We start from the raw sequence: 26,211 nt of genomic DNA, 5'->3' as shown, positions 1-26,211 counted from the left end.
GTCCCGCCCACACTGCACGGTGACGGAATCGAATTCTTGGAAAATCAAGCGGTTAAATCGAAGATGCGAATCCTGGTCAGTAACGACGATGGCGTCGACGCCGCAGGCATCCGGATGCTTGCTTCGGTGCTGCGCGAGGCCGGACACGAAGTCACGGTGGTCGCGCCCGACCGTGATCGCTCCGGCGCCAGCAATTCGCTGACCCTGGACCTGCCGATCCGCCTCAAGCGCATCGACCATTACACCGTCTCGGTGGCCGGCACTCCGACCGACTGCGTGCACCTGGCGCTGACCGGGCTGCTCGAGTTCGAACCGGACATTGTCGTGTCCGGCATCAACAATGCCGCCAACCTCGGCGATGACGTGATCTACTCCGGCACCGTCTCGGCGGCGATGGAAGGTCGCTTCCTCGGGCTGCCGGCGGTGGCGGTCTCGCTGGTTACCCGCAACCACGATCCGAAACATTTCGAGACCGCCGCGCGCGCTGCGGTGGAGATCGTTGCCCGGCTCAAGGCCGATCCGTTGCCGGCTGACACCATCCTCAACGTCAACGTGCCTGATCTGCCGTGGAGCGAGGTCAGGGGCTTCGAGGTCACCCGCCTCGGCAACCGCCATCGCGCCGAAGGCTGCATCGCGCAGAAGGACCCGCGCGGCAACGAGGTGTACTGGATCGGCCCGGCCGGCCGTGAGCAGGACTCCGGCCCCGGTACCGACTTCCATGCGGTGCGCACCGGGCATATCTCGATCACCCCGATCCAGGTGGACCTGACCCGCTACCAGGCACTGGAGAAAGTGGCCAGCTGGGTCGGCGGCCTCAGTGCCGCGCTGGACCAGCCGGCATGAGTCCACGCCTGCGCCTGCAACCGGAAGCCGTCGGTATCGGCATGACCTCGCAGCGTGTGCGTGACCGCCTGGTCGACCGCCTGCGCGAAGCCGGCATCGTTGACGAGCCGACCTTGAATGCGATCCGGGTGGTGCCGCGCCATCTGTTCATCGACGAGGCACTGGCCTCGCGTGCGTATGAAGACACCGCGCTGCCGATCGGCCACGGCCAGACCATCTCGCAGCCCTGGGTGGTCGCGCGGATGACCGAGGCGGTCCTCCAGGTCGCGCCGAAACGGGTGCTGGAAGTCGGCACCGGTTCCGGTTACCAGGCCGCCATCCTCGGTGCGCTGGGCCTGGAGGTCTACACCGTGGAGCGCATCGGTGATCTGCTGCGGCAGGCCCGCAAGCGCTTCCGTGCACTGGGCATGAACATCCGCACCAAGCATGACGACGGTCGCGTCGGCTGGGCCGAGCACGGTCCGTTCGATGCCATCGTGGTTACTGCGGCGGCGCCGGCACTGGTCGACGCCCTGATCGAGCAACTGGCCGAGGGCGGCCGCCTGGTGGCGCCGGTCGGTGGCCCCGGGGCGCAGTCGCTGGTACAGCTGGACCGCAAGGCCGACGGCAGCATCGAACAACACGTGCTGGCGCCGGTCACGTTCGTGCCGCTGCTGTCTGGCATGCTCGACTAATCCACGGAGCAGGGTTGCATGAAGATTTTCGGGCCGCTGTACGAGCGGGCGATGAAGTGGGCGGCGCACGAACGCGCGCCGACCTACCTGACGGTGTTGAGCTTCTTCGAGGCGATCATCTTCCCGGTGATGCCGGAGGTGATGCTGGCGCCGATGTGCGTGGCCCAGCCCAAGCGCGGTTGGTGGTTCGCCACCCTGAGCCTGGCCGGCTCGATGGTCGGCGCGCTGGTTGGCTACGCGCTGGGTCATTACGCCTTCGAGGCGATCAAGCCGCTGTTCGAGGCGCTGGGCATGCTGCCGGCCATCGAGCAGGGCATCACCACCGTGCAGGCGAAGATGGCCGAGTCGCCGTGGGCAGTGTTCACCTTCCTGGTGCTGGGCGGATTCATGCCCATCCCGATGAAGGTCTTCACGTGGGCATCGGGTATCGTCGGTGTACCGATGCCGCAGTACCTGTTGAGCATGCTGATCGGTCGTGGCAAGCGCGTGTTCGTGCTGGCTGCGGTCATCCGTATCGGTGGTGCGCGTGCTGAAGCGGCACTGCGTCGCTGGATTGAACCGCTGGGCTGGATCGCCACCGCGCTGGTGGTGGTGCTGATCGCCTGGCTTGTATGGAGGTCGAAGTTCGCATGAGTCCTGATCGTCTGAGCAAGGGAGTGCGCATCGGCGCGCTGGCGTTGCTGGTTTCCACCCTGGCCGCCTGTGGCACCGCCACCGTGGTTCGTCCTGGTGGTGGCAGCACCGGTGGCGGTGTGACCACGCCGAAGACCTCGGTACCCAAGCCGGGGCAAACCGTGGTGGTGCGCAAGGGCGACACCATCTATGCGCTGGCCCGCATCCATGACATCACCCCGGGCGACCTGATTGCCTGGAACAGCCTGGACAACCCCTCGACGATCTATCCGGGGCAGGTGATCCGGCTGTATCCGGCCGGTGCCAGCGGCGGTCGCGCGCCCACCACGGTGGTCACCCCGCCGCGTTCCGGTGGCAGCAGTGGCGGCAGCACCACGCCGGCCCCGGCGCCGGTCGGTCCGGTGAAGAGCAATATCGCCTGGCGCTGGCCGGCTGATGGCGCCATCGTTGGCCGTTACGTGGCTGGTGATGCGACCAAGCAGGGCGTCGACATCGCCGGCACCAGCGGCCAGGCGGTCAAGGCCACCGCCAATGGCGTGGTGGTGTATTCCGGCGCCGGCCTGGTCGGCTACGGCGAGCTGATCATCATCAAGCACAGCGACCAGTGGCTGTCGGCCTATGGCCACAACCGCAAGCGCCTGGTGAATGAAGGCCAGAGCGTGAAGGCCGGTGAGCAGATCGCCGAAATGGGCCGTACCGGTGCGAACCGCGACATGGTCCACTTCGAGATTCGCTACAACGGCAAGCCGGTCGACCCGCAGCAGTACCTGCCGGCACGCTGATCGTCAGATGCGATAGCGCCGGGCCATGCCCGGCGTTCCTGAGCTGTAGAGGCAAGCCATGCTCGACTCGGGTACTGCAGAGTGGTCATTTGCGATCTTGTGTGTCGCAGGCTCACCTTCACGGCGGACGGGATACCCGGCATTCTTGAGCGGTCCCAGTCGATCCGGTGCCCATGCTCCGTCCTGCTTCCACTCTCGCGTTGCTCATCGTCGCGCCGCTGGCCTCCGCAGCCAGCGATCCGCGCGACGTGGTCACCCGTCTTTACGCGGCCGTCCAGGCGCCGGCTTCGGACGAAGCGACCATTCCGCCGTTGCTGGGCGATGCGCTGCGCTCAGCCATCGATGCGCAGCGCGCTTACGAGCGGACCTGTGCGGCGCTGGCCGCGCATGACGAGAAGCCGCACATGCTGGACCAGAGCCCGTATCTCATGGCGCCGGATCGGCCGGAAACGGTAAAGGTGGGGCTGCCCGCGACGAGCGGCGACGGCAGTTGGGTGTCCGTCGAAATGGCGATAGGCGACTATCGCTGGACCGACCGTGTCCTGTTGCAAAGGCAGGGCCAGGACTGGAAGGTCATGGACATCCGCTGGGGCCAGGGCGGCAACCTGATCGGGCGGCTGAAGCAGTTCTCGGCCTTCCGCTGCACCGCTTCTGGCGGCTAGGGCCGGGGCGCGCCCGACGCCTCGACTCAGCCTTCCAGAATGAAAGCGGCCGCGACCTTGCGGCCTTCGCTCGCCAGGATGTTGAAGGTGCGCGCGGCGGCTGGATTGTTCATCACTTCCAGGCCGATGCCGCGTGACAGGCAGGCGGCCATCACCACCGCCGGCGGGAACACCTGACGGTCACCCGTGCCGAGCACGATCAGCGCCGGATTCAGCGCCAGGATCGGCTCCAGGTCAGCCACCTGCAGCGCAGTGGCGCTCACCACCGGCCATTGCGAGACCAGCTGGTCCGGGGTCAGGAAGAAACTGCTGCCCAGCGCCTGGTCATTCACCTTGGCCGAGCGGCCATCGGCGGCACGGAGGCTATAGGCGTAATCCGGCGGTTCGTGGTTCAGCTGCATGGCAGTAGGGCGATCAGCCGCGCGGCAGCACGATCTGGCGCTGTTCCTTGCTCGGGCGGTACAGCACGGCGACGTGGCCGATGCGCTGCACCAGCGCGCTTTCGGTGGCTTCGACGATCTCGCCGATCATCACGTCACGGGCGTCGCGGTCTTCAGCAGCGACCTTCACCTTGACCAGCTCGTGGCGCTCCAGCACTTCGTTCAGCTCAGCGATGAAGGCCGGGGTCACACCCTTGCCGCCGGTCTGCAGCAGGGCCTTCAGGTCGTGGGCTTGGCCGCGCAGGAAACGGGTCTGGGAGGCGGTCAGGGCGATGGACATGCAGGAAAACACGGTTGAATGGGGCGATCAGGGTATCATGAGGACCCCATCAGCCCCTATTTTCAATGGCTACCCGCAGCAAAAGCAGCCAGCGCTGGCTCAAGGAACACTTCTCCGACCCCTTCGTGAAGAAGGCCCAGGCCGAAGGCATGCGCTCGCGCGCCGCCTACAAGCTCGAAGAGCTGCTGGAACGTGACCGGTTGCTGAAGCCGCACATGGTGGTGGTCGACCTCGGTGCCGCCCCGGGCGGCTGGTCTCAGCAGGTGCGGAGACAGATCGGCGACACCGGTCGCGTGCTGGCGCTGGACATCCTGGACATGCCGCCGCTGGCCGGCGTGGAGTTCCTTCATGGTGACTTCAGGGAAGAAGCCGTTCTATCGCAGTTTGAAGCCATGCTCGGGGATCAGCCGGTAGACCTTGTGCTGTCGGACATGGCCCCCAATAAGAGTGGTGTAGGCGCGGTCGACCAGCCGCGGATGATGCACCTGGCGGAGCTGGCCCTGGATTTTGCCGACAACCACCTGAAGACCGGTGGGGCGTTCCTGATCAAGCTGTTCCAGGGTGAGGGCTTTGACGACTACGTGCGCGACATGCGCCGCCGGTACGACAAGGTCTCCATCCGCAAGCCGGAAGCGTCGCGCAAGCGCTCTCCCGAGGTGTATGCCTTGGGTCAGGGAAAACGCGCCCACATGAAGTAAGCTCGCAACGTACGCAAGTTCGACCCCAACGCAACGCCAGCACTGAGAGGAACACCGGAGCCAATGAGGATGAACGACTTGACCAAGAACCTCCTGCTATGGGTGGTCGTCGCCGTCGTGCTGATGGTGGTCTTCCAGAGCTTCTCGCCGAAGTCCTCCGGGGCCGGCGCGCAGGGCGCGTCTTACTCGCAATTCCTGGACCAGGTGGACAGCGGCAACGTGCAGAAGGTCGCCTTTGGCGGCGACATGCGTGGCGGCACCAGCCAGCTGACCTACACCACCCGCGGTGGTCAGTCCTCCACCATCACCGCGCCGTTCGATCGTGACCTGATCAACGTGCTGCGTACCAAGAACGTGGAGATCGTGCAGGAGGAGCCGTCCAGCGGCATTTCCCTCGGCGCGATCCTGATGAATTTCCTGCCGGTCATCCTGATCATCGGCTTCTGGTTGTTCATCATGCGCCAGATGCAGGGCGGTGGCGGCGGTGCCAAGGGCGCGATGTCCTTCGGCAAGTCGCGCGCCAAGCTGCAGGGCGAAGACCAGATCAAGGTCACCTTCGCCGACGTCGCCGGCTGCGACGAGGCCAAGGAAGAAGTGGGCGAACTGGTCGACTTCCTGCGCGACCCGTCCAAGTTCACCAAGCTGGGCGGCAAGATTCCGCGCGGCGTGCTGATGGTCGGCCCCCCGGGTACCGGCAAGACGCTGCTGGCCAAGGCCATCGCCGGCGAAGCCAAGGTGCCGTTCTTCTCGATCTCCGGTTCGGACTTCGTGGAAATGTTCGTCGGCGTCGGCGCCAGCCGCGTGCGTGACATGTTCGAGCAGGCCAAGAAGCACGCGCCGTGCATCATCTTCATCGACGAAATTGACGCCGTCGGCCGCCACCGTGGCGCCGGCCTGGGCGGCGGTCATGACGAGCGCGAGCAGACCCTGAACCAGCTGCTGGTCGAGATGGACGGTTTTGAAGGCGGCGAAGGCGTGATCGTGATCGCTGCGACCAACCGTCCGGACGTGCTGGACCCGGCGCTGCTGCGCCCGGGCCGTTTCGACCGTCAGGTCGTGGTCGGCCTGCCGGACGTGAAGGGCCGCGAGCACATCCTCAAGGTCCACATGCGCAAGCTGCCGCTGGCTGACGACGTCGAGCCGATGGTGATCGCGCGTGGTACCCCGGGCTTCTCCGGTGCGGACCTGGCCAACCTCTGCAACGAGGCGGCCCTGTTCGCCGCGCGTGGCAACGAGAAGGAAGTCCGCATGGACCACTTCGACCGTGCCCGCGACAAGATCCTGATGGGTGCCGAGCGCCGCTCGATGGCCATGAGCGAGGACGAGAAGACCCTGACCGCGTACCACGAGGCCGGCCACGCCATCGTCGGCCGCCTGGTGCCCGAGCACGACCCGGTCTACAAGGTGACCATCATTCCGCGCGGCCGCGCGCTGGGTGTGACCATGTACCTGCCGGAAGGCGACAAGTACTCGATGAACCGCGTGGCGATCCAGTCGCAGCTGTGCTCGCTGTACGGCGGCCGCGTCGCTGAAGAGCTGATCTTCGGCGAGGACAAGGTCACCACCGGCGCCTCCAACGACATCGAGCGTGCCACCAAGATGGCCCGCAACATGGTCACCAAGTGGGGCCTGTCCGAGCAGCTCGGCCCGATCGCCTATGGCGAAGAGGATGACGAGGTGTTCCTGGGCCGTTCGGTGACCCAGCACAAGAGCGTGTCCAACGACACGGCGCGCCGGATCGACGAGGAAGTGCGCAACATCCTCGACAAGGCCTACGCCCGCACGACCCAGCTGCTGACCGAGAACATCGACAAGCTGCACGCGATGTCGCAGCTGCTGCTGCAGTACGAGACCATCGACGCGCCGCAGATCGACGCGATCATGGAAGGCCGCGATCCGCCGCCGCCGGCGGGCTGGAGCAAGTCGAACAAGGATGGCGGCAACGACAAGGGCGGCGACGCCCGTCCGCTGCCGCCGATCGCAGGCCCGGCCGAATCGCACTGACGGCCCGCTGCAGGTGACACTAGGCGAGGCCGGGGCAACCCGGCTTCGTCGTTTCCGGGCCACTGGCCCATCCCGAAGATCCGATCTGACGCTGGAGCCCGCATGTCCGCCCCGAAGCCCGAACCGATTTCCCACACTGCCGAAATGGTGATCGCCACCGTGGTCGGCGTGGGTGTGGGCCTGGGGGCCGACAACCTGCTGCTGGGCTGCGTGGTGGGCATCGGAGTCGGCATCGTGCTGAGCATTGCCAAGACCCTGTACGTGGACCGCAAGCGCCGCCGCCGTTGAGGGGGTGTCGGCAGGGCTGCGCCCTGCACCCGTGGTAGTGCCGGCCGCTGGCCGGCAACCTCAACAGCAACAGCAACAGCAACAGCAACAGCGGGCTTTCCGTAGGATGGCGGGGCGGTGTCGGAGTGCGGGGGCGCTGCAAGTACGTCCCTGTAAGCTTGGCAGCCGCTTGCTCGCGTGCGCATTCCTGCGCACACGGCAAGACCGGGGTTGGGCGTCCTGCCCAACCCGCCCGAGGCATGCCTCGGGCCCATGCGGCTGACACCCCGCACTCCGACACCGCCCCACCTCTGACAGATCTCCGCGGCTGTTGGTAGGTGTCGACCTTGGTCGACACCTCTGTCAGATATCGAATGAGTCATCCACGCATGGCGTGGATCTACTGCAGATCGCAGAAAACTGTCGAAGGCGGGGTGGGTCCGGTTGCGGGGGCGTGAGCGCCATGGATGGCGCGACCGAGCCTCCATGGGTGAGGACGCTTTGCTTGCGAAGCACTGCTTCGCAAGCGCCCGAACGCACAGCCGCCAGCGGCTGGGCCGGACCGCGGAGCGGGGTTTACGGCGTCCCCCGCAACCGGATCCACCCCGCCATCCCTCAGTAAACCCGCTGTTGCTCCGGCTCTTGCTGTAGCTCTGGCCTCTGCGGGTGCAGGGCGCCGCCCTGCCGAACTAAACTACCCGCCGTTGTCCCTGCAGGATTGCCCATGTTCGATACCTCGCCCCAGCTCGATTGCGCCGGCCGCATCCTGCGCCTCGACCGTGCCCGGGTCATGGGCATCGTCAACGTCACCCCGGATTCGTTCTCCGATGGCGGCGCGCACGACACTACCGAGGCCGCGGTCGCACATGGCCTGAAGCTGGTCGAGGAGGGTGCGGACCTGCTCGATATTGGCGGCGAATCGACCCGCCCGGGCGCCGCGCCGGTATCGATCGAGGACGAGCTGCGCCGCGTGATTCCGGTGATCGAGCAGCTGGCCGCCCGAACCCAGGTTCCGATCAGCATCGACACCTTCAAGCCGGAGGTGATGCGTGCGGCCGTGGCCGTCGGCGCGGGCATGATCAATGACATCTACGGCCTGCGCCAGGAAGGGGCGCTGGACGCCGCCGCTGCAACCGGCGTGCCGGTGGTGCTGATGCACATGCAGGGCGAGCCGGGCCACATGCAGGCTGACCCACACTACGATGACGTGGTCGCCGAGGTGCACGGTTTCCTGGTGCAGCGCCTGTTCGCTGCAGAAATGGCCGGCATCGCGAAGAAGAACCTGCTGATCGATCTCGGTTTCGGCTTCGGCAAGACCACCGCCCACAACATGACCCTGCTGGCGCGCTCCGAGCGCTTCCTGGAACTGGGCGTGCCGATGCTGGCCGGCTTGTCGCGCAAGCGCAGCCTGGGGGAACTGACCGGCCGCGACACGCCGTCCGAACGCGTGGCGGCTTCGGTGGCCGCGCACCTGATTGCGGTGCAGCGTGGTGCGCGCATCGTGCGCGTGCATGACGTGGCGGCCACCGTCGATGCGCTGAAGATCTGGCAAGCAGTCGAGGCGGTGCCGACGCCGCGCGCCGACGCCACGCCGACGATCCGCTGGCCGGACGAAGACTGATGGGCATCGACCGGCGGCCACTGGCGATCGCCGTGATGGGGCCGACCGCCAGTGGCAAGACCGCCACCGCGATCGCCCTGGCGAAGCAGCTGGATGGCGAGATCGTCAGCGTCGATTCGGCGCTGGTGTACCGCCACCTGGATATCGGTTCGGCCAAGCCCGATGCGGCAGAGCGTGCGCAGGCGCCGCACCATCTGCTGGACCTGCGCGATCCCTGGCAGACCTACTCGGCAGCCGAATTCGCCGCCGATGCCGGCCGCGTCGTGGCCGACATCGTGGCACGCGGCAAAACGCCGATCCTGGCAGGTGGCACGGGGCTGTACTTCCGCGCCCTGCTGCAGGGCCTGTCGCCGATGCCGGAGGCCGACCCGGTGATGCGCGAAGCACTCAGCACCGAAGCGGCCGAGCGGGGCTGGGCGGCACTGCACGCAGAACTGGCCAAGGTCGATCCAGCCGCAGCCGCACGTATCCATGCCACCGACCCGCAACGCATCCAGCGGGCGCTGGAGGTCTATCGCCTCACCGGCACGCCGATCAGTGAATGGCAGCGCCGGCCGGGCGTCGCGCCATTGCCGGTGCGCACCCTCAAGCTGATCCTCGCCCCGCGTGACCGCGCGGTACTGCACCAGCGCATCGAGGCGCGCTTCGACGCCATGCTGGCGCAGGGCTTCCTGGACGAGGTGCGGGCACTGCGTGCAATGCCGGAAATGGCCGCCGTGACGGCGCCGCTGGACCTGCCGGCGGTGCGCGCGGTTGGCTATCGCCAGGCCTGGGAATACCTGGACGGGGAGGGTGATGCCGCCCGTTTCCGTGACAAGGCGATCTTCGCCACCCGGCAGCTGGCCAAGCGCCAGCTGACCTGGCTGCGCGGCGAGCTTGATGCGCGCTGGTTCGACCCCCATATCGACCACGAGCGCCTGGCCGGCGCGGTGTCGACCTTCGTCGCACGCTGAACCCCCGCCAGCCGTGTAACATCATCGGTCGGCGGGCGGCTCGGGGGCCGTGGCAACCGTCGGCAACCCAATAAGAACAATAATCAGGAGTGTGCAATGTCCAAGGGGCAATCGCTGCAGGATCCTTTCTTGAACGCACTGCGGCGCGAACGCGTGCCGGTTTCGGTGTACCTGGTGAACGGCATCAAGCTGCAGGGCACGATCGAGTCGTTCGACCAGTTCGTGGTCCTGCTGCGCAACACGGTCAGTCAGATGGTCTACAAGCACGCCATTTCCACGGTCGTTCCGGCACGCAACGTGAAGGTCGGTCCGGGCGGTGGTTACGTGCAGTCGGGTGAAGGTGGTCAGGCAGGTGATGAAGCAGACGAGTAATTCCGGAGCGGTGAATGTTTGACCGCTCGAAAAAGGGTGAACACGCCCTGTTGATCCAGCCCCATTTCGGCAAGCTGGAAGACGATGTGCTTGAAGAGTTCGGTGATCTGGCCCGCTCGGCTGGGGCCAGCATCGCCGCGACGATCACCGCACGCCTGGATCGTCCGAATCCGTCGACCCTGATCGGCAGCGGCAAGCTGGACGAGATCAAGGCCGCGGCCGACGCCAGCGGTGCCGACCTGATCCTGGTCAACCATGCGTTGAGCCCGGGCCAGGAGCGCAACCTGGAACGCTTCCTCGAGCGCCGGGTGATCGACCGAACCGGCCTGATCCTGGACATCTTCGCCCAGCGTGCGCACAGCCACGAAGGCAAGCTGCAGGTCGAGCTGGCGCAGCTGCGTCACCTGGCCACGCGGCTGGTGCGCGGCTGGACCCACCTGGAGCGCCAGCGCGGCGGTTCGATCGGCCTGCGCGGCCCGGGTGAAACCCAGCTGGAAACCGACCGCCGCCTGCTGCAGAAGCGGGTCGAGCAGCTGCAGAAGCGGCTGGAAAAGGTGGAAGTGCAGCGCACCCAGATGCGCCGTGCGCGCGTGCGCAGCGAGCTGCCGCGCGTGGCCCTGGTCGGCTACACCAACGCCGGCAAGTCGACCCTATTCAATGCCATGACCGGCGCCGAGGCCTATGCCGCCGACCAGCTGTTTGCCACGCTGGACCCGACCGTGCGCCGCATCGCGGTGCCGGGCGGCAACGTGGTGCTGGCCGACACCGTCGGCTTTGTCCGCGATCTGCCGCATGACCTGGTCGCTGCCTTCCGCTCGACCCTGTCCGAGGCGCGCGAGGCCGATTTCCTGCTGCATGTGGTCGACGCCGCCGATCCGCACCGCGAGGAGCGCATCGCCCAGGTCGACGAAGTACTGACCGCGGTCGGTGCCGGTGACCTGCCGCAGTTGCTGGTGTTCAACAAGATCGACCGGATCGAGGGCGCTGACGTCCGCCACGATGGCCAGGACGGTATCCCGGATGAGTCGCGTCGCGAGCGGGTGTGGATTTCCGCGCGTGACGGGCAGGGCCTGGAGCTGCTGCAGGCGGTGCTGGGCAAGCGCCTGGGCCTGCAGCATGTCACCGGCGAACTGCGCCTGCCGCCGGATGCCGGTCGCCTGCGTGCGCGCCTGCACCAGCTGGAAGTGATCCGCAGCGAGCAGGCCGACGAAGACGGCTGGCTGCTGCAGGTCGACCTGCCGATTGCCGAAGCCGAAAAACTGGCTGCCAGTGCCGACGGCGCGCCGATCCGGGCGCTGCTGCCGGAGAAACTGCCGGAGTGGTGAGGTAGCGGCCCATGCCCGGTAGTGCCGGCCGCTGGCCGGCAGCGTAACCGTGCCGGAGGGGCGCGACATCCAGCTGTCATCTGCGGTACAACGTGCAGGTTCTTCACCCCACCGTCATGCCGATGTCCATTCCCACCGACGCTGAACTCAATGCCCAGTCCGCCGCGCTCGGGCAGCGCCTGCAGCAGGCTTCGCTGCAGCTGGTGACCGCTGAAAGCTGCAGTGGTGGCTGGATCGCCAAGTGCATGACCGATATCGCCGGTTCCTCTGCGTTCTTCGACTGCGGCATGGTGGTCTACAGCTACGAGGCCAAGCAGCGCCTGCTGGGCGTGCGTGCGCAGACCCTGGAGCAGTTCGGCGCGGTCAGCCGCGAAACCGTGCTGGAAATGGTGTCCGGTGCGCTGGTCAATTCCGGCGCCGGTATCGCCGTGGCGGTGACCGGCATCGCCGGTCCTGGTGGCGGCAGCCCGGACAAACCGGTCGGCAGCGTCTGGATTGGCTGGAAGCGCCGCGGCGGCTATGCCCGTGCCGAGCTGTTCCAGTTCGATGGCGACCGCGAAGCCATCCGCCGGCAAACCGTGGCGGCGGCATTGCGCGGTATCGACGCCCAGCTGTGACATGCTGCTCCGGTAATCGTCCGGAGCACGCATGATGTGGGAAACGCTGGGCACGGTCCGTGACCTGGGCCGACTGCAGGAAATCGCCGTCGTCCTGATCCGCTATGGCTTCGGCGATGTGGTGCGGCGCATCGGCCTGGCCAGCACGCTGGAGCGGGCAGGGCGCCTGCTGCACTGGAACGAGGAGCGGCAGGAACTGCTGCGGATGACCGCGCCGGTGCGCGTGCGCAGCGCGATGCAGGATCTCGGCCCGACCTTCGTCAAGCTCAGCCAGGTACTGGCGACGCGCGTCGACCTGCTGCCGCCGGAATGGATCGCCGAGCTGTCCGAACTGCAGAACGCGGTGCCGGCGCTGCCGTACGCGGATATCCGCGAGCAGCTCGAAGCCGACCTGGGCGCATCGCCTGGAGACGTGTTCGCCTTCCTTGATGAAACCCCGATGGCCGCCGCCTCGCTGGCGCAGGCCCATCGCGCGCGCCTGCATGACGGCCGTGAGGTGGTGCTGAAAGTGCGGCGCCCGGGTATCCGCGATGTGGTCGAGGCCGACCTGCGTCTGCTGGCCCGCCTGGCCGAGATCGTTGAAGCGCGACTGCCGGACCTGCGTCGTTACCGCCCGGCCGAAGTCGTGCAGCAGTTCACCGTGTCGCTGCGCCGCGAGCTGGATTTCGCTGCCGAATGCCGCAATGCCGAGCGCATCGCGCGCAACTTTAGCGGCCGTGACGACATACTGATTCCGAAGGTGCACTGGCAGTGGACCTGCGAGAGCCTGAACGTGCAGGACTTCGTCGACGGCATTCCAGGGCGTAATCTGGCCGGCGTCGATGCGGCGGGGCTGGATCGGCGCGAACTGGCGCGGCGTGGTGCTGACATCGTGCTGAAGATGGTGCTGGAGGACGGCAGCTTCCACGCCGATCCGCATCCCGGCAACATCATCTACCTGCGCGACGGCCGTATCGGCGTGATCGATTTCGGCATGGTCGGTGCGCTGTCCGAAGTGCGTCGTTTCCAGGTTGCGCAGCTGCTGCACGGGCTGGTCGAGCAGGACCCGCAGGGCGTGGCCGACGTGCTGCTGGACTGGGCCGGCGGCGTGGAAGTGGACGAGAACCGGCTGCAGCACGACATCAGCCAGTTCGTCGACCAGTACCGTGGCGTGCCGCTGAAGGACCTGCGCATCGGTCTGATGCTGGGCGACATCACCCAGCTGCTGCGCAGCTACAGCCTGACCCTGCCGGCCGACCTGGCGCTGATGATCAAGGCGTTCCTGACACTGGAAGGGATGGGGCGGCAGCTGGACCCGGATTTCGACATGGCCAGCGCCGCGCGCCCGTTCCTGGAACGGGTGGTACTGCAGCGCTATGCGCCCAAGGCCCTGCTCAAGCGCGGCCGGCGCAGCCTGCTGGGCCTGGTCGACTTCGCCGGCGAACTGCCCCGCGATCTGCGCAAGCTGGTCCAGGCTGCGCGCCGGGGACGCCTGCAGCTGAAGGTGGAAACCACGGCGCTGCAGGGCTTCGGCGAGCAGGTCAACCGCGCGGCGAACCGGCTGGTGATGGGCATCGTCACTGCCGCCCTGATCATCGGCTCGTCGATCGTGATGCACAGCGTTGGCGGCGTCTCCAGCCGCTGGCTGCTGGCACTGGGCGTGTGCGGCTTCATCGGCGCCGGCTTCTGCGGCGTCTGGATCCTGTTTTCGATCTGGAGAAGCGGCAAGCACACATAGTGTGCTTGCCGCAGCGGTTCCCAACGGGAACCGCGGAATCGCCGCGCGATTCCTGTAGAGCCGACCGCTGGTCGGCTGCTTTTGCTCCGCCTTTGTCTCTGCCAGCCAGGCCAAGCCCAGCGACGATCGCCCAGCAGGGCTCGGCACTACAGCTGTCGCCGTGTCGCCCCCGGCACTTGCAGTCCCGCTCGTTAGTAGTAATACTACTAACCATGGACCTGACCGACACCCAGCAGGCGATCCTGCAGTTGATCGCCGAGCGTATCGAGAGCGAAGGCGCGCCGCCCTCGCAGACTGAAATCGCACGTGCGTTCGGCTTCAAGGGCGTGCGCGCGGCCCAGTACCACCTGGAAGCCCTGGAGCAGGCCGGTGCGATCCGTCGCATCCCGGGCCAGGCCCGCGGCATCCGCCTGGTACAGGCACCGCCGGTCGAGAAGCTGGCCGAGCCGGGCCTCCCCGACAGCGTCCTGCGCCTGCCGGTGCTCGGCCGGGTTGCGGCCGGCCTGCCAATCGGCGCCGATATCGGCTCGGACGATTTCGTGGTGCTGGACCGGGTGTTCTTCTCGCCCGCGCCGGACTACCTGCTGAAGGTGCAGGGCGATTCGATGATCGACGAGGGCATCTTCGACGGTGACCTGATCGGCGTGCATCGCACCCGCGACGCCCATTCCGGGCAGATCGTGGTGGCCCGCATCGATGACGAGATCACGGTCAAGCTGCTGAAGATCGCCAAGGATCGCATCCGCCTGCTGCCGCGCAATCCCGATTACAAGCCGATCGAGGTACTGCCGGATCAGGACTTCGCTATCGAGGGCCTCTATTGCGGCCTGCTGCGGCCCAACCGTTGACCCGTTCCATGGCGCATTACCCGCGGTCTTTTGTGGCGATTCTCTGGTTCCACTGAGGTTGGTACGGATGTCCGATAATTCTTTTCAGAGCGCCGGGCAGAATCTCAGCCTGTGCGATACGTCCGACTTAAAGTGAACCCATGGCAAAGAAGACCCCCAAAGACAGCACCTCCAACGACACGACCTCTGCAAGGACCAATCCGATGGACGAGAACAAGAAGCGCGCCCTCGCTGCAGCTCTGGGCCAGATCGAAAAGCAGTTCGGCAAGGGCTCGGTGATGCGCATGGGCGACCGCGTGGTCGAACCCGTCGAAGCCATCCCGACCGGTTCGCTGATGCTCGACATCGCGCTGGGCATTGGTGGTCTGCCGAAGGGCCGTGTCGTCGAGATCTACGGGCCGGAATCTTCGGGCAAGACCACCTTGACCCTGCAGGCCATCGCCGAATGCCAGAAGATGGGCGGCACCGCGGCCTTCATCGACGCCGAGCACGCGCTGGACCCGATCTACGCCGCCAAGCTGGGCGTGAACGTGGACGACCTGCTGCTGTCGCAGCCGGACACCGGTGAGCAGGCGCTGGAAATCGCCGACATGCTGGTCCGTTCGGGTTCGGTCGACATCCTGGTGATCGACTCGGTTGCCGCGCTGACCCCGAAGGCCGAAATCGAAGGCGAGATGGGCGACCAGCTGCCAGGCCTGCAGGCGCGCCTGATGAGCCAGGCGCTGCGCAAGCTGACCGGCAACATCAAGCGCTCCAACACCCTGGTGATCTTCATCAACCAGCTGCGCATGAAGATCGGCGTGATGATGCCGGGCCAGAGCCCGGAAACCACCACGGGTGGCAACGCGCTGAAGTTCTACGCCTCGGTCCGCCTGGACATCCGCCGTATCGGCGCGATCAAGAAGGGTGACGAGATCATCGGAAACCAGACCAAGATCAAGGTCGTCAAGAACAAGCTGGCACCTCCGTTCAAGCAGGTCATCACCGAGATCCTGTATGGCGAAGGCATCAGCCGTGAAGGCGAGCTGATCGACATGGGTGTGGATGCCAAGCTGGTCGAGAAGGCTGGCGCCTGGTACAGCTACGGTGAAGAACGCATTGGCCAGGGCAAGGACAACGCCCGCGGCTACCTGCGCGACAACCCGACTGTCGCCGCCAAGCTCGAGGCCGAGCTGCGCGAGAAATTCCAGCCGGCCGAAGCGGCCCGCGAGGAAGGCGACGACGAAGGCGAAGACGAATAAGGCTTGCTGTGGGGCAGGGTGGCGCCGTCAGTGACGTCGCCCTGTCCCGCAGGTTCGAATCGCCCAGGGATGGGCTGGGCGCCACGGATGGCGCCACCCTTGGAGTACCCATGTCCGACGCCGAAGACATTCCGACCGGCCGCAAGCGCCGGCCGCGTGAGCAGACCCCCGTGCAACGGGCGCTGGGCCTGCTGGTCCGCCGCGAGCACTCGCGCAAGGAACTCACCCGCAAGCTGACCGCCCGTGGCATCGAAGACGAAGCCGCGCAGGCCGCTGTCGCCAAGTTGACCGAGGCCGGCTGGCAGGACGACACCCGTTTTGCCGAGAACCTGGTGAGGATGCGCGCCAACACCGGTTATGGGCCGATCCATGTCCGCGCCGAGCTGGGGACCCACGGCCTGGACAGTGCCGCGATTGCCGCAGCGATGGACAGCTACGAAGGCGACTGGCAGGAAAACGCCCGTGATCTGGTCCGCCGACGCTTTGGCGAGGCCGGCCCGCAGGACCTGACGCAGCGGCGCAAGGCCGCCGATCTGCTGGCCCGACGGGGCTTCGACGGCGACAGCATCCGCCGCGCAACCCGCTACGACCCGGATGACTGAGACTGGCGGCGCCGGGCCTGATACCCTTTAGGTTTTCGGCGGTCCCTCGCGACCCTGGCCAACGCGGCCGGTGGTCCGGGTCCGCCGGCCCGCAGACTGCCAGCCCCCAATGAACGCATCCGCCAAATTCACGACTTCCCAGATCCGCAGCGACTTCCTTGAATTCTTCAAGGGCAAAGGCCACACCATCGTGCCGTCGGCGCCGCTGGTGCCGGGCAATGATCCGACCCTGCTGTTCACCAACTCCGGCATGGTGCAGTTCAAGGACGTGTTCCTTGGCGCGGAGAAGCGCAGCTACGTGCGCGCGGCCGATGTCCAGCGCTGCCTGCGCGCCGGCGGCAAGCACAACGACCTTGACCAGGTCGGCTACACCGCACGCCACCACACCTTCTTCGAAATGCTGGGCAACTGGTCGTTCGGCGACTACTTCAAGAAGGACGCGATCGCCTGGGCCTGGGAGCTGCTGACCCAGGTCTGGAAGCTGCCGGCCGAGCGCCTGCTGGTCACCGTCTACCAGACCGACGACGAGGCCTACGCGCTGTGGCGCGACATGGTTGGCGTGCCGGAAGAGCGCATCGTGCGCATCGGCGACAACAAGGGCGCACCGTTCGCTTCGGACAACTTCTGGCAGATGGCCGACACCGGCCCGTGCGGCCCGTGCACCGAGATCTTCTACGACCACGGTGACCATATCGCTGGCGGCCCCCCGGGCTCCCCGGATGAGGACGGCGACCGCTTCATCGAAATCTGGAACCTGGTGTTCATGCAGTTCGACCGCCAGCCGGATGGCACCCTGGTGCCGCTGCCGGCGCCGTGCGTGGATACCGGCATGGGCCTGGAGCGCCTGGCGGCGATCCTGCAGCACGTGCACACCAACTATGAGATCGACCTGTTCCAGGCGCTGATCCGCAAGGCGTCCGAGCTGACCGGCACCGCCGACCTGGAAAACAAGTCACTGCGCGTGATCGCGGACCACATCCGTGCCTGTTCGTTCCTGATCGTCGACGGCGTGCTGCCGTCCAACGAAGGCCGCGGCTACGTGCTGCGCCGTATCATCCGCCGCGCCCTGCGCCACGGCTGGATGCTGGGCGTGCGCCAGCCGTTCTTCAGCAAGCTGGTGCCGACCCTGGTCGAGCAGATGGGCGAGGCCTACCCGGAACTGCCGGCGGCAGTGGACACCGTCACCCGTGCGCTGCAGGCCGAGGAAGAGCGTTTCGCCGAAACCCTCGATGCCGGCATGAAGATCTTCGAGGATGTGGCCGGTAAGGCCAGCAATGGTGTGATCCCGGGTGTTGACGCGTTCCGCCTGTACGACACCTATGGCTTCCCGCTCGACCTGACCCAAGACATCGCCCGCGAGCGCGACCTGACCGTCGACATTGCCGGCTTCGACGCCGCGATGGAGCAGCAGCGCGAGACCGCGCGCGCGGCCGGCAAGTTCGGTGGCGGCGTGACGCTGCCAGCCGAGCTGGTGGCGACCCTCAGCCCGACCGTGTTCCTGGGCTATGACCGCCTGCAGGCCGACGGCCTGACCGTGCTGGCCCTGCTCAAGGACGGTCGTCCGGTGCAGTCGGCCGATGCCGGTGATGCGGTCATCGTGATCACCAACCAGACCCCGTTCTACGCCGAGTCCGGCGGCCAGGTCGGCGACACCGGCGTGCTCACCGGCAACGGCGTGCGCCTGGCGGTAGAAGACACCCAGAAGTTCGCCGGCCAGTTCCATGGCCACGTCGGCACCCTGTGCGAAGGCGGCCTGAAGGTCGGTGATGTGCTGTCCGGCCAGGTCGATGGCGAGCGCCGTGGCGCCACCATCCTCAACCACTCCGCCACCCACCTGCTGCACGCCGCCCTGCGCGAAGTGCTCGGCACCCACGTGCAGCAGAAGGGCTCGCTGGTGGCGCCGGATCGCCTGCGCTTCGACTTCTCGCACTTCCAGCCGATCAGCGCGGAAGAGCTGGCCGTGATCGAGCGCAAGGTCAACCAGCAGGTGCGTGCCAACAACGCTGCCGAAGTGCACAACATGGGCATGCAGGAAGCGCTGGACTTCGGCGCGATGGCCCTGTTCGGCGAGAAGTACGGCGAACACGTGCGCGTGCTGAAGATGGGTGACTACTCCACCGAGCTGTGCGGCGGTACCCACGTCAACCGCACCGGCGACATCGGCTTGTTCAAGATCACCTCCGAGGGCGGTGTCTCCGCTGGCGTGCGCCGTATCGAAGCGGTCACCGGCCAGGGCGCCCTGGACTACGTGGACGCCGAAGAGGCTCGCCTGGCCGAAGCCGCCGACCTGCTCGGTGGCAGCGCTGCCGACGTGGTCGAGAAGATCCGTGCCCTCGGCCAGCGCCAGAAGCAGCTGGAGCGCGAACTGGAAGCCGTGAAGGCCAAGGTTGCCGCCGGTGCTACCGCCGACCTGTCCGGCCAGGCGGTCGAGGTTGCCGGTGTGAAGGTGTTGGCCGCCCGTCTGGAGGGCTTCGATGCCAAGGCCCTGCGTGACGCCATGGACCGCCTGAAGCAGCAGCTGGGCGATGCGGTGGTCGTGCTGGCTGGCGCCCAGGACGGCAAGGCCGCCCTGGTCGCAGGTGTGAACGGCAGCGCAATGGGCAAGGTCAAGGCCGGGGAACTGTTGTCCCATATCGCCGGTCAGATCGGGGGCAAGGGCGGCGGACGCCCGGACCTCGCCCAGGGTGGTGGCGAGGACGGGCCCGCCCTTGCCACTGCGCTGGCTGCAGTCGTCGAATGGGTCAGCCCCCGCCTGTGATGAACCTGGCCGTCCCCCTCCTTGTAGGAGCGGGACGGCTGACGGTACCATTGCGAATCTTTTCCCTTTGTCGTGGTAGCGCTTCTTGACGGAGCGTCAAGCCGGTGGGGGATACCCTTCCACACGGTTCCATGGAGACTTACAAAAATGTTGATCCTGACTCGCCGCGTCGGCGAAACCCTGATGATCGGTGACTCGGTGAGCGTCACCGTGCTTGGCGTCAAGGGTAACCAGGTGCGTATCGGCATCACCGCGCCGAAGGACGTCGCTGTGCATCGCGAAGAGATCTACCAGCGCATCCAGCGTGGTGATGAAGCCGGTGGCACCGGTAGCGAAAATTCTGCCGAATAACGCTTTACCTTCGCACTCGATTAACGTTATGATTCACGCCCCGCTGAGGTGCAACGCACCAGACGCGGAGAAAACCCCGGAGTGATGCCCGAGTGGCCGAAGGGGCTCCCCTGCTAAGGGAGTATAGGGTCAAAAGCTCTATCGAGGGTTCGAATCCCTCTCACTCCGCCAGATACAAAGAAGCGCCTGCAGATCCTCGATCTGCAGGCGTTTTTCTTTATCCGACACTCGAAAGTACAGCCGGCGTGGAGCTGGCTATTCTGGCTGATCGGTGCGGATGGCAGGCGTTGGCATGGGCGTCGCCGCTGGTGCCGGAGCGGGCGCACCGGGCAGCTGTGGCGGTTCAAGATAGCGAGGTGGGGTTTCCCGCCACAGCAAGGCAAGCGTGCAGTCGTTGGCACGTTCCCTGCACATTCTTTCGGCCTTCCGCTGCGCGGCGTCCGCGGTCTTCTCACCCAGTGCAAAGCCCAACGCAATCGTGCCGGTCGCTATGGCCGAATAGCCTTCGCTGCTGGTGCTGGCGGACTGACCGCAATTGCGCGATCGCGCTGCGCAGTAGTGCAGCGACTGCTGCATCGCAGTGGTGAGGGAAGATTGGTTCATCGAATAGCCGTAGCGGCCATCCTTGTCGTAGGTGATCGCAGACGCAGCACTTGCGCCTGATGAAACGGACAACAACAGCGCCAGTGAAACCGCATGCTTCCAGTTCATCACGCTCTCCTTTTCTGCCGATGGTGAATCAACCGGGGAGCGTGGCGCAACCACGCAGGGGGGCGATGGACGACGCCTGCAGGCCGTCTGCCTGCAGGCGTGTACCGATGCATCCGGTTGTCAGAGCTTCACCGTCACACCCACCTGGAAGCCCCGCCCGGGCAACGGTGCGATGTACTTCAACGGCGAATTGTGCGGCCGTGCTTCTTCATTGAGCAGGTTGCTGCCGTTGACGAACACCTCCATGCCGGCGATGTAGCTGTTGCGTACCGGCAGCTCACGGCTGACCTGCAGGTCGACCAGGTTGAACGCGTCCAGTGGCACTTCCTCGCTGACATTGCGGCCGAGGTACTTCTGCGTGTCGTAGTAGGTGCTGGACAGTTGTGCCTTCCAGCCTTCGCGCTGCCACTGCAGGTTGGCGCCGTAACGGTTGGTCGGCATGTTCGGCAGGTACTCGCCGTCGTTGTGGGCACGCAGCGAATCGGGGTGGTCGGCCTTGTTCTTCACCAGGTCGGCGAAGGCGGACACATTCAACGTGCCGAAGCGGCCCAGGTCCAATGCCTGCGACGCATCGATCTCGAAGCCCTTCACCGTGGTGTCGGTCTGCTTCCAGTACTTCAGTGGCAGGCGGTTGGCGGTCTGCAGGCCGGAGTAGCCGAGGTAGAGGTAGTTCTCGTACCGCATCCGGTATGCGGTGGCGGACAGCTCGAAACCACCGAGGTGGAACAGGCCGGTCAGTTCCAGGTTCTTCGCGCGCTCCGGTTCCAGGTTCTGGTTGCCTTCTTCCTGTGTCATCACCGAATAGTGAGCATTGCTCGCATACAGCTCGTTGATCTCCGGTGCGCGCTGCGAGGACGAGTAGCGCACCTTGGCCGCGAACAACGGACCGAGCTCGACGTACGAGCCGAGGCTGTAGCTGTTGAGCCGGTAGTCGCGGTCCTGCAGTTTGGTGTTGGCGGCATTGCGCGCGGTCTTGAAGCGGCTGGGCTGCAGTGCGTGGTCGACGCGCTCGTGGCGCACGCCGGCATCGAAGGTGGCCCAGCCGAAGTCCAGCGTCTCCTTCAGGAACACCGCATTGCTGCGCGTGTCCACGTCCGGCAGGTAGCGCTGAGAACCACTGCCGGTGACATCACGCGACTGATGGCTGAATCCGAGCAGGCCGCTGAGCGGGCCGATGCGTTGATGGCTGAGCAGCAGCTCGGCCTGGGTGCTCTCGAAGTCGTAGTCGTTGGCTTTTTTTGCGCCCAGCCGCTCGCCTGAGGTGTTGTCCAGCTTGGAAACGCGGAGTTCCGCGCGCTCGAACCACGGTAGTGGATCACGCAGCAGGGCTTCCAGCGCGTAGCGCTGTTGCTTGATCACCACGCCCACCGGCAGGCCATCGGCATCGTTGGAACCGAACGACAGGTTCTGCATCGAGAAGCCTGGAACGCCGTACTCGCTGTCCTTGGCATCAATGCTGACACCGACGTAGCCGCGGTCGAAGAACAGGGTCGAGCCGAAGGCCACCTGACTGTTGCGCGCATAGCTGTTGCCCAGCCGGTGGTGGTAATCGGGAGTCACATCGTTGTTGATCTGCTTCTGCACGTATGAAGGCGTGCCTGCGACGTAGGCCGGGTTGACCGGATTGATGTAGGTGCGGCGCTGCCAGACCGATGTCGGATTGTTGGTGTAGAAGGAGAAATCACCATCGGCCCAGTCCGGGTTCTCGGTCATGAACTGGTCGATGTAGGGTTGCGAGGCCTTGTTGTAGATCTGCTGGACGCGCGCCTCTTTCTGGCAGGCGTCGGCCAGCGCCGAGTTGACGCCCCCGCCTGCCGGGAACAGCCCGGTGTTGCAGACGCTGGCCTTGCTGTTGCCGGGGATGTCGTAGTGCGAGATGCGCTGCCGCGACACCTGCAGATTGGTGGAGATGTTGCGCTGGTTGTTGAAGTTCATGCGGAAGCCCTGCGCGTCGGCCGCGTTGAAGCCCTTGCGCAGGACCAGTTCCATCGACTGGTCCTTGTCTTCCATGCTGCGCGAGATCAGGCCCGAGTCGATCTCCACGCTGCCGCCGATCGCATTGCCCCCATAGCGCACGGTGTCGGAGGACTTGTTGACGGTGACGCTGCGTACGAACAGCGGATCGAACGGGATGTTGATGTCACCGCTGATCGCGTTCATGCCCAGAATCGATTGGCCGTCCTGCAGGATCTGCACACGGTTGCCGCTGAGGCTGCGGATGACCGGTGCGCCCGCGTTTGGCCCGAAGGCGCTGCTCTGCACACCGGAGACGTGTTCGAGCAGGCCGCCGAGGGTGCGGTTCTGCGCCTGCGGATTGTCGACGGTGACCCGGCTGTCGATGCGCGAGGGCTGGGAGGCCTGGACCTGGAGGGTGGGGAGGGTGGGTTCGTCCGCGGCCTGGGCGGTGTGGACGGCGAACAGAATGGCTGCAGCAAGGAGATGGCGGCGCATGACACGATCCGTGAAGTTGATGTGAAATGTTATAACGTAACTCTTTGTATCGACAAGGGCGGATTGGGCCTTGCCACCAGGGCTGGATATGAGAACGGTTCTCATATGAGAATGGCGGGTGATTCTTCACGGGCGCACCATGCACAGCCTCACCCTCGCCGACCTGGACCGCCTGGGCCGCAGCAGCGGCTTCCGCTATCGGCTGCCTGCACTTGCGTCCGCCGCGGATTCGGGGGCGCTGTGCGTGGTCGAGGGCAGGGTGGAACAGCGCTGCTTGCGCCCTGGCATCAGCCTGGCGCTGTCGGACGTGGTCGCGCATCAGCCGTTCGAGGCGACTTCGGAGGCACCCCCGCCGTTCGCTGCGATCGTGATGCTGGAAGGTCGTGCCGGAGCACGCCTGGAAGGGCAGGCTGTGATCGGCATGAACCGCGGCGCCGGCGCGATGGTGTTGGCCGATGCCACGCCGATGACTGCGATTCATCCGGCCGGTCAACGGATGCGCAGTCTGAATGTCTCGCTGGATGCACCGGCCGAGATGGATGATCCGGTGATCAGCGAACTGCTGTTGCAGGCGCATCGCCATGGTCGCCGGCGGCTGCACAGCTGGCAGGTACCCGCGCATCTTGAACATGCCGCCGAACAGTTGCTGTCGGGGACCTGGCAGGGCGCAATGCATGCGCTGCTGTGCGAGGGTGTGGGTCTGCAGATGCTGGCGATGGCGTTGGGTGCGCCTGCCCAGGAGGCATCGCCGGACCAGCGTGTTTCAGCACGTGATCGCCGCATGCTGCAACGGGTGATCGACTGCCTGCAGGCATCACCTGCGGCTGACCACAGCCTGGAGGATCTGGCGCGCCTGGCCTGCATGAGCCCGAGCAGCCTGCGGCTGAAGTTCCAGCAGGTGCACCGGTGTTCGGTGTTCGCCTGGCTGCGCGAGCGGCGCCTGCAGTTGGCCTGCGAGCAGCTGCGGCAGGGCTGCAGCGTGCAGCAGGCCGCACATTTCGTCGGCTACCGGCACGCCACCAATTTCGCGACCGCATTCCGCGCGCGCTACGGCATCGCGCCCAGCGAGCTCCGCTGAGTCCGGACCACCGTCGGCAGTGCGCATACGCCTGCTGCGTCCGCGCATACGTGCGCTCACGCTCAAATGACAATAATTCTCATCCAGCCTTTCCTTCCCGCTGGATCTCCCATGCCTGCCTGTTTCCGCCCGTGTGCCCTGGCTAGCGCCATCGGCACGACCCTGGCGCTGTTCAACGCTGCCCACGCCGCCGAACGCACTCCGTCCGTAACGCCTTCCCAGCTTCCAACCGTGCAGGTCACGGCCGACCTCGATGGCAGCACCGAAACGTCGCGTTCCTACACCACCGACTCGATGGGCACGGCGACCGGACTGTCGCTGACCTCGCGGCAGACCCCGCAATCCGTCAGCGTGGTCACCCGCCAGCAGATCGAGGACCGTGGCCTGCTCAGCACCGCCGATGCCTTGGCGACCGCACCTGGCATCTCGGTCACGCGCAGCGACGCCAACCGCTACTCGTTCTCCGCACGCGGCTTCGACATCGACAACTACCAGTTCGATGGCGTGGTGATGCCGGTGCTGTCGCCGTGGAATTTCGGCGAGAACAACCTGGACATGGTGGTGTATGACCGCATCGAGATCGTGCGCGGCGCCAACGGCCTGATGACCGGCGCCGGCAATCCCTCGGCGGCAGTGAACTACGTGCGCAAGCGCCCGATGCGCGAGTTCGCTGCCAGTGGTGGCATCAGCCTCGGCAGCTGGGACGCACGGCGCGCGTGGGCGGATATGTCCAGCCCGCTGAGCCGAGAAGGGCGTGTGCGTGGTCGCCTGGTGGCCGCGCAGGCAGAGGGCGACAGCTACACCGCTGGCCTGGACAGTACGGCGAAGACGCTCTACGGCGTGGTCAGCGTGGACTTGGGCGAGGACACCGGGTTGATCGCCGGCATCTCCTACCAGGGCAACGACAACCGTGGCTTCGGCAGCGGCTTCGCGCTGTTCAACGCCGATGGCACGCGCACCCGTTTCGACCGCTCGGTATCAGCCACCGCGCCGTGGGCACGGATGACCACCGACACCCGCAATGGCTTCTTCGACTTCAACCATCGTTTCGGCAACGACTGGCAGGCGCGCGTGTCCTACAGCCGCTCGCATACCGACATGGAAATGAAGCATCTCTATCGCGGTGGCTACCCCGACCCGGTCACTGGCGCCATGCCCAATGGCAACAGCTTCACCCGCTACGACGGTCCGGTGCGCCGCGAAGCGATCAGCGCCAGCCTGAGCGGTCCGTTCCAGCTGTTCGGCCGCCAGCACACTGCGTCCATCGGCTGGTCGCGCTCACGCGATGAAATCGCGCTGGGGCAGTACCGCGCGCTGGCGCCGCTGCCGCCGTTGGCCAGCTATCTGGACTGGCACGGGCCGGGCACGCCGGAGCCGACGTGGGCCAGCAGCGAGACCCAGGCCGATGACCTGGACAACCATCAGAGCGGTGCCTACGCGGTGGCGCGGCTGTCGCTGGCCGATCCGCTGCACGTGATCGTCGGTGGTCGCATGAGCAACTGGGAGACCGACCAGGTCTACTTTGGCACCAAGCGGAAGTACCGCTACCGCAACGAGTTCGTACCGTATGCCGGCGTGGTCTGGGATTTCAACGGCTACAGCAGCGTGTACGCCAGCTACACCGGCATCTTCAAGCCGCAGAACAACCGCAACGAATCCGGGCAGATCCTCGATCCGGTCAGTGGCCGCAGCTATGAGCTGGGCCTCAAGGGCAGCTGGCTGCAGGAGCGTTTGAATGCTTCGGCGGCGCTGTTCCGCACCCAGCAGGACAACCTGGCCGAAGCCACCGGCGGGCTGGTCGATGGCAGCACGCAGGCGGCCTATCGCGCGGTGAAGGGCGCAACCGTGGACGGCCTGGAACTGGAGCTGGCCGGCGAGCCGCTACCGGGCTGGAGCCTGGGTACCAGCTTCACCACCTTCATCGCGCAGGATGCACAGGGACGGGCGATCAACACCGCCAAGCCGCGCAGCCTGTTCAAGCTGTTCACCACCTGGCGGCTGCCGGGTGCCTGGGACCGGCTGACGATCGGCGGTGGCGTGGACTGGCAGAACCGCATGTACCAGACCGCCACCGCGCCAGGGAATCGCCGTGTGCCGGTGGAGCAGCCCAGCTACGCGTTGGTGAACCTGATGGCGCGCTATCAGTTCAGTTCCAATGTGTCGGCGGCGGTCAACATCAACAACCTGTTTGACCGCCACTACTACTCGCAGATCGGCTTCTACAACCAGGGCTGGTACGGCGCGCCGCGAAACGTGATGTTCACGCTGAAGGTTGGCTATTGA

General features: G+C 66.0%; 25 protein-coding genes and 1 tRNA gene. 22 read left to right on the top strand and 4 right to left on the bottom strand.

All coding sequences use genetic code 11. From position 1 onward, the window contains the following. Positions 1 to 63 precede the first annotated feature (63 nt). From surE to ACX9OT_RS20065, 5 genes are all read left to right on the top strand, one after another. The gene (gene surE, locus ACX9OT_RS20085) at positions 64 to 843 is read left to right on the top strand and encodes a 5'/3'-nucleotidase SurE (RefSeq protein ID WP_132809783.1); all 780 of its coding nucleotides are present in this window, start codon (positions 64 to 66) and stop codon (positions 841 to 843) included. Continuing rightward, positions 840 to 1,517, top strand: a complete 678-nt coding sequence (locus ACX9OT_RS20080; protein ID WP_010485977.1) for a protein-L-isoaspartate(D-aspartate) O-methyltransferase — start codon at positions 840 to 842, stop codon at positions 1,515 to 1,517. Before surE ends, ACX9OT_RS20080 begins: the two co-directional genes overlap by 4 nt. A gap of 18 nt (positions 1,518 to 1,535) precedes the next feature. Next, on the top strand, positions 1,536 to 2,150 hold the full coding sequence (locus tag ACX9OT_RS20075) for a YqaA family protein (RefSeq protein WP_014036746.1): 615 nt from the start codon (positions 1,536 to 1,538) through the stop codon (positions 2,148 to 2,150). Then, complete coding sequence (locus ACX9OT_RS20070; protein WP_107432324.1) at positions 2,147 to 2,932, top strand: peptidoglycan DD-metalloendopeptidase family protein; 786 nt, start codon at positions 2,147 to 2,149, stop codon at positions 2,930 to 2,932. Before ACX9OT_RS20075 ends, ACX9OT_RS20070 begins: the two co-directional genes overlap by 4 nt. A gap of 173 nt (positions 2,933 to 3,105) precedes the next feature. After that, positions 3,106 to 3,594: a YqhG/Tai3 family protein gene (locus ACX9OT_RS20065; protein WP_459003382.1), complete on the top strand. Its 489-nt coding sequence runs from the start codon at positions 3,106 to 3,108 to the stop codon at positions 3,592 to 3,594. A 26-nt stretch (positions 3,595 to 3,620) separates the two neighbouring features. Here the strand turns inward: ACX9OT_RS20065 and ACX9OT_RS20060 are convergent, their stop codons facing one another. Together ACX9OT_RS20060 and yhbY are read right to left on the bottom strand one after the other, a co-directional pair. Beyond that, positions 3,621 to 3,995, bottom strand: a complete 375-nt coding sequence (locus ACX9OT_RS20060; protein ID WP_459003380.1) for an Mth938-like domain-containing protein — start codon at positions 3,993 to 3,995, stop codon at positions 3,621 to 3,623. Between the two features lie 13 nt (positions 3,996 to 4,008). After that, complete coding sequence (gene yhbY / locus ACX9OT_RS20055) at positions 4,009 to 4,314, bottom strand: ribosome assembly RNA-binding protein YhbY (RefSeq protein ID WP_004152868.1); 306 nt, start codon at positions 4,312 to 4,314, stop codon at positions 4,009 to 4,011. A gap of 65 nt (positions 4,315 to 4,379) precedes the next feature. Between yhbY and rlmE the strand changes: the two genes are divergently transcribed. The 15 genes from rlmE (at position 4,380) to ACX9OT_RS19980 (ending at position 19,859) form a co-directional block, all read left to right on the top strand. Further along, positions 4,380 to 5,012 (top strand): 23S rRNA (uridine(2552)-2'-O)-methyltransferase RlmE, encoded by a 633-nt coding sequence (rlmE, locus tag ACX9OT_RS20050; protein WP_005409014.1) that lies wholly within the window; start codon positions 4,380 to 4,382, stop codon positions 5,010 to 5,012. Positions 5,013 to 5,081: 69 nt separating this feature from the next. Beyond that, on the top strand, positions 5,082 to 7,016 hold the full coding sequence (ftsH, locus tag ACX9OT_RS20045; protein WP_005409015.1) for an ATP-dependent zinc metalloprotease FtsH: 1,935 nt from the start codon (positions 5,082 to 5,084) through the stop codon (positions 7,014 to 7,016). A gap of 102 nt (positions 7,017 to 7,118) precedes the next feature. Further along, a complete protein-coding gene (locus tag ACX9OT_RS20040; RefSeq protein WP_005409016.1) occupies positions 7,119 to 7,304 on the top strand; it encodes a hypothetical protein in 186 nt (61 codons plus the stop codon). 703 nt (positions 7,305 to 8,007) lie between these two features. Beyond that, positions 8,008 to 8,904, top strand: coding sequence for a dihydropteroate synthase (folP, locus tag ACX9OT_RS20035; protein WP_071229244.1), 897 nt, complete (start codon positions 8,008 to 8,010; stop codon positions 8,902 to 8,904). Then, positions 8,904 to 9,857, top strand: coding sequence for a tRNA (adenosine(37)-N6)-dimethylallyltransferase MiaA (gene miaA / locus ACX9OT_RS20030; protein WP_459003376.1), 954 nt, complete (start codon positions 8,904 to 8,906; stop codon positions 9,855 to 9,857). Before folP ends, miaA begins: the two co-directional genes overlap by 1 nt. Before the next feature lie 96 nt (positions 9,858 to 9,953). Further along, a complete protein-coding gene (gene hfq / locus ACX9OT_RS20025; RefSeq protein WP_004152891.1) occupies positions 9,954 to 10,229 on the top strand; it encodes an RNA chaperone Hfq in 276 nt (91 codons plus the stop codon). A gap of 14 nt (positions 10,230 to 10,243) precedes the next feature. After that, on the top strand, positions 10,244 to 11,554 hold the full coding sequence (gene hflX, locus ACX9OT_RS20020; protein WP_032128411.1) for a ribosome rescue GTPase HflX: 1,311 nt from the start codon (positions 10,244 to 10,246) through the stop codon (positions 11,552 to 11,554). Positions 11,555 to 11,676: 122 nt separating this feature from the next. Then, positions 11,677 to 12,171, top strand: a complete 495-nt coding sequence (locus ACX9OT_RS20015; RefSeq protein ID WP_010484249.1) for a CinA family protein — start codon at positions 11,677 to 11,679, stop codon at positions 12,169 to 12,171. 34 nt (positions 12,172 to 12,205) lie between these two features. Continuing rightward, positions 12,206 to 13,888, top strand: a complete 1,683-nt coding sequence (gene ubiB, locus ACX9OT_RS20010) for a 2-polyprenylphenol 6-hydroxylase (RefSeq protein WP_459003401.1) — start codon at positions 12,206 to 12,208, stop codon at positions 13,886 to 13,888. Between the two features lie 212 nt (positions 13,889 to 14,100). Beyond that, complete coding sequence (gene lexA, locus ACX9OT_RS20005) at positions 14,101 to 14,736, top strand: transcriptional repressor LexA (protein ID WP_005412936.1); 636 nt, start codon at positions 14,101 to 14,103, stop codon at positions 14,734 to 14,736. A gap of 203 nt (positions 14,737 to 14,939) precedes the next feature. Beyond that, the gene (recA, locus tag ACX9OT_RS20000; RefSeq protein ID WP_005412937.1) at positions 14,940 to 15,977 is read left to right on the top strand and encodes a recombinase RecA; all 1,038 of its coding nucleotides are present in this window, start codon (positions 14,940 to 14,942) and stop codon (positions 15,975 to 15,977) included. Positions 15,978 to 16,087: 110 nt separating this feature from the next. Next, positions 16,088 to 16,579 (top strand): recombination regulator RecX, encoded by a 492-nt coding sequence (gene recX / locus ACX9OT_RS19995; RefSeq protein ID WP_005409024.1) that lies wholly within the window; start codon positions 16,088 to 16,090, stop codon positions 16,577 to 16,579. A gap of 109 nt (positions 16,580 to 16,688) precedes the next feature. Continuing rightward, positions 16,689 to 19,337 (top strand): alanine--tRNA ligase, encoded by a 2,649-nt coding sequence (gene alaS, locus ACX9OT_RS19990; protein WP_459003372.1) that lies wholly within the window; start codon positions 16,689 to 16,691, stop codon positions 19,335 to 19,337. 147 nt (positions 19,338 to 19,484) lie between these two features. Continuing rightward, positions 19,485 to 19,688 (top strand): carbon storage regulator CsrA, encoded by a 204-nt coding sequence (csrA, locus tag ACX9OT_RS19985; RefSeq protein ID WP_004152909.1) that lies wholly within the window; start codon positions 19,485 to 19,487, stop codon positions 19,686 to 19,688. A 78-nt stretch (positions 19,689 to 19,766) separates the two neighbouring features. Beyond that, positions 19,767 to 19,859, top strand: a tRNA-Ser gene (locus tag ACX9OT_RS19980). A gap of 84 nt (positions 19,860 to 19,943) precedes the next feature. On the opposite strand, the gene ACX9OT_RS19975 is transcribed toward ACX9OT_RS19980, so the two are convergent. Together ACX9OT_RS19975 and ACX9OT_RS19970 are read right to left on the bottom strand one after the other, a co-directional pair. Continuing rightward, the gene (locus ACX9OT_RS19975; RefSeq protein WP_459003370.1) at positions 19,944 to 20,399 is read right to left on the bottom strand and encodes a DUF4189 domain-containing protein; all 456 of its coding nucleotides are present in this window, start codon (positions 20,397 to 20,399) and stop codon (positions 19,944 to 19,946) included. A gap of 120 nt (positions 20,400 to 20,519) precedes the next feature. Beyond that, complete coding sequence (locus tag ACX9OT_RS19970) at positions 20,520 to 22,850, bottom strand: TonB-dependent receptor (RefSeq protein WP_459003368.1); 2,331 nt, start codon at positions 22,848 to 22,850, stop codon at positions 20,520 to 20,522. A 139-nt stretch (positions 22,851 to 22,989) separates the two neighbouring features. On the opposite strand from ACX9OT_RS19970, the gene ACX9OT_RS19965 reads away from it, so the two are divergent. Both ACX9OT_RS19965 and fauA read left to right on the top strand, forming a co-directional pair. Continuing rightward, positions 22,990 to 23,928 (top strand): helix-turn-helix transcriptional regulator, encoded by a 939-nt coding sequence (locus tag ACX9OT_RS19965; protein WP_049422688.1) that lies wholly within the window; start codon positions 22,990 to 22,992, stop codon positions 23,926 to 23,928. Between the two features lie 111 nt (positions 23,929 to 24,039). Further along, a complete protein-coding gene (gene fauA / locus ACX9OT_RS19960) occupies positions 24,040 to 26,211 on the top strand; it encodes a TonB-dependent alcaligin siderophore receptor FauA (RefSeq protein ID WP_459003366.1) in 2,172 nt (723 codons plus the stop codon).

The organism is Stenotrophomonas genospecies 3, from assembly GCF_054473855.1.
Note: the sequence above shows the minus strand (reverse complement) of the source record. Positions and strands in the feature narration are given on the sequence as shown.